Below are 6,360 nucleotides of genomic sequence, written 5' to 3' on the forward strand. Positions count from 1 at the left end.
GGGCGACTGGGCGTGGGCCTGCTGGAAGACATCGGCGATCCGGTTCAGAGGTTCTCGGACACGGGGACGGACACCGGCCCAGCGGGCCGTGGCACGGTGGCCAGGGGCGTGCGCGGGTGGGCCGCGGCGGCCGACGGGACGGGATGCCGTCCGGACAGCGGCACCACCGGCGCCTCGCCTTCCCCGAGCACGACCCGGCGTACGACTCGCTCGGCGGCGCGCCCGTCGTCGTACGGGCAGAAGCGCTCACGGAACGCGGCCCGCAGCTGGGTGGAACGCGAGCCGCGCCAGTGTCCCGTCGCGAAGATGTCGATCAGCTCGTCCTCGCTCCGGGCCACCGCGCCCGGCGGGAAGCCGCGCAGGTCGAAGTAGGTGCCGCGGGAGGCCTCGTACGCCTCCCAGTCGTCGGCGTGGACGACGATCGGGCGGTCGAGGCACGCGTAGTCGAACATCAGCGCCGAGTAGTCGGTGACCAGCGCGTCCGAGGCGAGGCACAGGGCTTCGATGCTCGGATGGTCGGAGACGTCGATGAGCCGGCCGCCCGAAGCCTGGGTGAGCGGGGCGTCGTAGGAGTGGTGGGCGCGGGTCAACACCACGAAGCGCGGGCCGAGTTGGCGCAGGACGCGCTCCAGGTCGAGGGTGTGGCGCTGGGTGCGGCGGTAGTCGCGGTACGTCGGCGCGTACAGGACGGCGACCGTGCCCTCGGGGATGCCGAGCGACTCGCGCAGCCGGGTCACGTCCGCCGAAGTCGCCTGCTGGAACACGTCGTTGCGCGGGAGGCCGTACTCCAGCGTCGTGTACGAGGCCGGGAACACGCGCTCCCAGATCAGGGTGGAGTGGCGGTTGGCGGACAGGCAGTAGTCCCACTTGTCGGCGCCCCGCAGCAGCTCGGGGAAGTCGGTGTCGCGGGCTGCCGCCGGACGGTCCTGGAGGTCCAGGCCCATGTACTTGAGCGGGGTGCCGTGCTGCGTCTGGATCATGACCTGGCCGGGGCGCTTGACCAGCCTGTCGTCGAAGTCGACGTTGTTCACCAGGTACTTGGAGCGCGCCAGCGCCGTCCAGTACGCGGCCGAACCGGGGCGGATCCTGCGCGTCGCGGCCGGGATCGTGTGGTGGTGCTCGGGGCGCGCGATCCACGTGGTGCGGATGTGCGGCGCCAGGGCGCGGAACGCGGATTCCAGGGCGCCCGGGTTGCAGCCGTGTCCGCGGCCACGGTGACTGGAGAAGACGGCGCGGTCGGCGCGCAGGGGGAGTCGGCGCTGGATGCGGTAGTGGAGGCGGAGGGCGGTGCCGTGTGCCGCGCGGAGTGCCTTTGAACCGATCTTCAGGAAACGCCTGTTGAGGCTCGAAGCCAGCGAGAGCAGCCGGTACGTGCGGTGGGTGCCGAAGCGGACCAGGACATGCCGCGCGCGGGCGCCGACGCGGACCTGGGCTCCCGGCGTGCGGTAACGGCGGTAGTGGGCGCGGGACTTGCGCAGGAACTCGGCGCGGGAGCCCCGCGGCAGCCGGTCGCGCCTGACGAACACCGCGGAGAGGTGGTCGGCCATGCGGCGGAACAGGGCCGGGCGCCAGTGGGCCAGCTCAGGGTGCGAGCCGAGATACGCGAAGAGGCGGTCGTACTGCTCGAAGATGTCGAAGTGTCCGGCGCTGCTCGTGGTGAGGACGCTGGTCCGGCGGCGCCTGCGGTGGTGGACGCAGACCCGGTCGAGGGTGGTGATCGTCTTCGCGGACATCAGCACCGGATACGTCCAGGGCGTGTCCGTGCAGTGGCCGGGCGGGAAGGTGAGGCCCGTGCGCTCGACGAACTCCCGGCGGTACGCCTTGTTCCACGCCACCGGCAGGGCCGAGAGCAGCCCCGGCCGGTCGTCCAGCGGGAAGGGGGCCGGGCCCTCCTCCGTGAGCTGCTGCGCGAGTTGGCTGCGGACGACCTCGCCCGACCAGTCCGTGCGCGCGAAGTCGTAGACCAGGACGTCCGGTTCGGAAGTCTCCTTCAGACGGTCCGCGATCGTGCGCAGAGCGTCCGGAGTGAGGGTGTCGTCGCCGTCCAGGAAGATCAGGTAGTCGCCCCTCGCGTGCTTCAGGCCCGCGTTGCGGGCGCGGCCACGGCCCACGTTCTCCGGCAGATGGACGGGGCGCACGCGGGCGTCGCGGGCCGCGAACTCGTCGATGAGCGCACCGCAGGCGTCGGGCGAGCAGTCGTCCACCGCGATCAGTTCGAGGTCCGGGTGGGACTGTCCGAGGACGGATTCCAGGCATTGGCTCACGTACGCCTGAACCTTGTATGCGGGGACGATGACACTGAACCTGGGCAAGGCACATCCATGGGTCGGCGCGGCATTACGCCCGGGAACGGCCGAAGAGGTGCCCTGGTTACGCCAGTTGCGGCATCCGGGGGAATCCCGGGTGCCGCAACTCGGAGCATCCGCCGACTCGGAGAACCCCCCGCTACTTCACCGCGCCCGCCATCACCCCCGACACGAACTGTCGCTGGAACGCGAAGAACACGGCCAGCGGGATCACCATCGAGATGAAGGCGCCCGGCGCCAGGATCTCGATGTTGCTGCCGAACTGCCGTACCTGCTGTTGCAGGGCGACCGTCAGCGGCTGCGAGTTCGAGTCCGAGAACACCAGGGCGACCAGCATGTCGTTCCACACCCACAGGAACTGGAAGATCCCGAGGGACGCGATCGCGGGCGCGCCCAGCGGAAGGACGACGGTCGCGAAGAGCCGGGCCTCTCCAGCGCCGTCCAGGCGTGCCGCCTCCAGGAGTTCACGCGGGATCTCCGCGAAGAAGTTGCGCAGCAGGAAGATCGCGAAGGGGAGTCCGAAGCCCACGTGAAAGAGGACGACACCGATGATGTCGCCGAAGATCCCGATCTTTCCGAAGAGGCTGGAGAGCGGGATCAGGGCCACCTGCACGGGTACGACGAGCAGCGCCACCACCGCCATGAACCACCAGTCGCGGCCCTTGAAGTCCATCCACGCGAAGGCGTATCCGGCCATCGCGCCGATGATGACCACCAACAGGGTCGCCGGGACCGTGATGTAGATGGTGTTGAAGAGGGCGCTGGTGACGTCGCCGTTCTCCAGGAGCGACTGGTAGCTCTTGGTGGTCAGCTGGGCGGGCGCCGAGAAGACCTTCCACCAGCCCGACGCGGCGATGTCCGTCGGGTCGCGGAACGAGGAGACCAGCAGGCCGAAGGCGGGCACCAGCCAGAACAGCGCGACCATGAACAGGAAGACGCGCAGTGCTCCGCCGGCCGCGCCGCTCGCCACCCGGGCGGCGAGGGAGCGCTTGGCGCGTACGGACGTGTCGAGTGCGGTCACCGCTGACGCTCCTTCCTGAGACGGCGGAGGTTGACGTACATCATCGGCAGTACGAGCAGCAGCAGGATGACGCCGATCGCGCTGCCCACGCCGTAGTTGCCGCCGCCGCCGAAGGAGGACTGGAACAGTTGCAGGGCGAGCACGTTGGCGTCGTCCTGACTGGGCTGCGGCGCGATGATGTAGATCAGGTCGAAGATCTTCATCACGTTGATCATCAGCGTGACCAGGACGACGATCAGGACCGGTGCGAGAAGGGGAACGGTGACCCTTCTGAACACCTGCCACTCGTTCGCGCCGTCGACTCTTGCCGCTTCGAGGAGGTTGCGGTCGACCCCCGCGAGTCCCGCGGCGATCAACACCATCGCGAAGCCCGCCCACATCCAGACGTACGACAGGATGATGGACGGTGTCACAAGCGTCGGGCCGAGCCAGTCGATGCCGTTGTAGGGGGCGGCGAAGTTCGAGCCGGGGAGCCGGAGTTGGGCTCCGTCGGCCTCCTTGGGGAGGGTGAAGGTGCCGTCGGCGCCCGTGGTCGCGGAGGCGACGGTCCCGCCGTCCTTCACCGCCTCGACCTTGACGCCCTTCAGGGCCTTCTCACCCGGGTCGATCCTGCCCTTCTCACCGCCGCCGCCGAGCTTGAAGTCCAGCCAGACCGTGCCGGTGATTTCGTTGTTGGTTGTCGGCGTCCTGGCGTCCTCGGGGGTACCGGGGAGCTTGTTCGGTGCGATGCCGACGAGCGGGAGCAGGGCCGGAGAGCCCGCCTGGACGGTGCCCGTACTCGTGAAGGAACCGCCGCCGGACGCCTTCAGGTCGCTCACCTGGGCGTTCGGTCTCGCCTTCGGATAGACCGAGGAGTCGACGAAGGCGTCGTGCACCGAGGTGACGATCGCGTTGGCGACACCCTGGTCCGGGTCCTGCTCGTACACCAGGCGGAAGATGATGCCCGCGGCGAGCATCGAGATCGCCATCGGCATGAAGACGATCAGCTTGAACGCCGTACCCCAGCGCACCCGTTCGGTCAGCACGGCGAAGATCAGGCCGAGGACCGTGACCACCGCCGGGGCGACCGCGACCCAGATCGCGGTGTTCCGCACCGCGGTGAGCGTCGAGTCGGTGGTGAAAATGTCGATGTAGTTGTCCAGGCCGACGAAGCCCGAACCGCCGGCGTCGTAGAGACTCCGCCAGACCGAATACCCGATCGGGTAGACCACGAGCGCGCCGAGCAGGAGCAGCGCCGGCAGCAGAAACAGCACCGCCACCCACAGCCTGGTCCCGGTCACGCTCTTGCGCGTTTTCCCGGCGGAGGGCACCGGCAGTTCGCCGGCACCGCCCGCCTTCACCGTCGAAGACGACATCCCGGGTGCCGTCAGCTGCTCTTGTACGCCTTGGCGGCGTCGGCCTCTAGCTGTTTCTGGGCGCCCGCGACGTCGGACGGGTCCTTCAGGAAGTCCTGAAGGTCCTTCCACTCACCGATGCCCTGCGTGCCGCCGAAGGCCGCCGGGGCCTGGTCCGACATGTCGAAGCGGAAGTCGTCACCCGCGGCGAGCAGCGCCTTGGCGATGTCCCGAGTGACATCGTCCTTGTAACTGGCCTGGTCCAACTCCTTGTTGGGGGAGAGGAAACCGCCCTGGGCCGCCCAGATCTCCGCCGCGTCCGTCGAGGCGAGGAAGGTCAGCAGTGCCTGGGCGCCCGAGCCGCCCTTCAGCGCCACGGCCACGTCGCCGCCGCTGACCACGGGGGCCTTGTCGCCGACCGCCGGGAACGGGAAGACCTTGGCGTCCGTGCCGACCTTCGCCTTGGTGTCCGCGTTGATGTTCGCCGTCACGAAGTCGCCCTCGAAGACCATCCCCGCCGGGGTGTCACCGGAGAACGTCTGCGTCACCGACTTCGGGAACTCCGTCTGCAGCGCGCCCGAGCGGCCGCCCGCGATCAGGTCGTCCTTGCCCCACAGCTCGGCGAGCGTGGTGAGCGCGTCCTTGACGGACGGGTCCGTCCACTTGATCTCGTGCGTGGCAAGCTGGTCGTACTTCTCCGGGCCCGCCTGGGAGAGGTAGACGTTCTCGAACCAGTCCGTGAGCGTCCAGCCGTCGGCTCCGCCGATGGAGACCGCCGGGGAGCCGGCGTCGGACAGCGTCTGCGCGGTGGAGATGAAGTCCGGCCAGGTGGTGGGCGTCCCGGTGATGCCGGCGGCCTCGAACGCCGCGGTGTTGTACCAGACCAGGGACTTGTTGGCGGCCTTCACATAGATGCCGTACTGCTTGCCCTCGTACGCGCCCAGGTCCTTCCAGCCTGCGGAGAAGTTCTTGTCGAGCTGGGCCTGGGCGTCGGTGCCGATGTCCTTCAGCCAGCCCTTCTGCGCGAACTGGTGGAGGACGCCGACCTGGGGGAGGAACGCCACGTCCGGCGGCTTGCCGCCCTCGATCTTGGTACCGAGGAAGGTGGAGGTGTTGTTGCCGGTCGGCACGAAGTTGACTGTGGCGCCGGTGCGCTTCTCGAACTCGTCGAGGACCTTGGTGAAGTTGGCCTGCTCCGGGCCGGTCCAGACAGCCGCGACTTCGAGGGTCTGCCCGTTCAGTTTGGGGAGTTGGACGGAGGTGCTGCTTTCTTGGCCGCCGCTGCTTTCCGTGTTGCCCGCGTTGTCGTTGCTGTCGCCGCCGCATGCGGTGAGTGCGAGGGCGAGTACGCCTGCGGTTACCGCGGCTGCGGCGGTTTGTGCGGCTCGGGGTGACCTGTGGTGTGTGGAGCTCTCGGGCGACCTGCGTGTACGAATAGTGCTGCGCATCTTTGCCCCGTTCATCGTTCCTCGTCGAACGTCCGGCGCTGTCCCGTGCGGTCTGGTCTACGCCCGTGTCTGCGAGGGCGGCAAGAGCGCCGACGCTGTCAAGTGAGCGATCGTGACCGCGTCGTGATGTGTTCTGGTCGGGGGTGCGCTGGGCTGGTGCGGGTGCTGGTGGGTGCGGTTGCCGTCCGATGCGGGTGTGGGTGGGTGTGCCGTCCGGTGGGTGGGTCGGGGGTGTGCCGGTACGTCCCGCC

General features: G+C 68.9%; 4 protein-coding genes. All 4 read right to left on the minus strand.

Features of this window, described 5'->3' with window-relative positions; all coding sequences use genetic code 11:
• Positions 1 to 44: 44 nt before the first annotated feature.
• The 4 genes from ACFWP7_RS39040 to ACFWP7_RS39055 all read right to left on the minus strand — a co-directional run bounded on the left by ACFWP7_RS39040 (position 45) and on the right by ACFWP7_RS39055 (position 6,109).
• Positions 45 to 2,312 carry a CDP-glycerol glycerophosphotransferase family protein gene (locus ACFWP7_RS39040; protein WP_384392149.1) on the minus strand — a complete coding sequence of 756 codons (2,268 nt, stop codon included), beginning with the start codon at positions 2,310 to 2,312 and terminating at the stop codon, positions 45 to 47.
• A gap of 133 nt (positions 2,313 to 2,445) precedes the next feature.
• Positions 2,446 to 3,327, minus strand: coding sequence for a carbohydrate ABC transporter permease (locus ACFWP7_RS39045; protein ID WP_384392152.1), 882 nt, complete (start codon positions 3,325 to 3,327; stop codon positions 2,446 to 2,448).
• Positions 3,324 to 4,682 carry a carbohydrate ABC transporter permease gene (locus tag ACFWP7_RS39050; protein WP_384392154.1) on the minus strand — a complete coding sequence of 453 codons (1,359 nt, stop codon included), beginning with the start codon at positions 4,680 to 4,682 and terminating at the stop codon, positions 3,324 to 3,326. The genes ACFWP7_RS39045 and ACFWP7_RS39050 overlap by 4 nt, the downstream gene beginning before the upstream one ends.
• A gap of 11 nt (positions 4,683 to 4,693) precedes the next feature.
• Positions 4,694 to 6,109 (minus strand): ABC transporter substrate-binding protein, encoded by a 1,416-nt coding sequence (locus ACFWP7_RS39055; RefSeq protein WP_384392157.1) that lies wholly within the window; start codon positions 6,107 to 6,109, stop codon positions 4,694 to 4,696.
• Positions 6,110 to 6,360 lie beyond the last annotated feature (251 nt).

The sequence above is a fragment of the Streptomyces sp. NPDC058470 genome, from assembly GCF_042721055.1.
Lineage (GTDB): Bacteria > Actinomycetota > Actinomycetes > Streptomycetales > Streptomycetaceae > Streptomyces.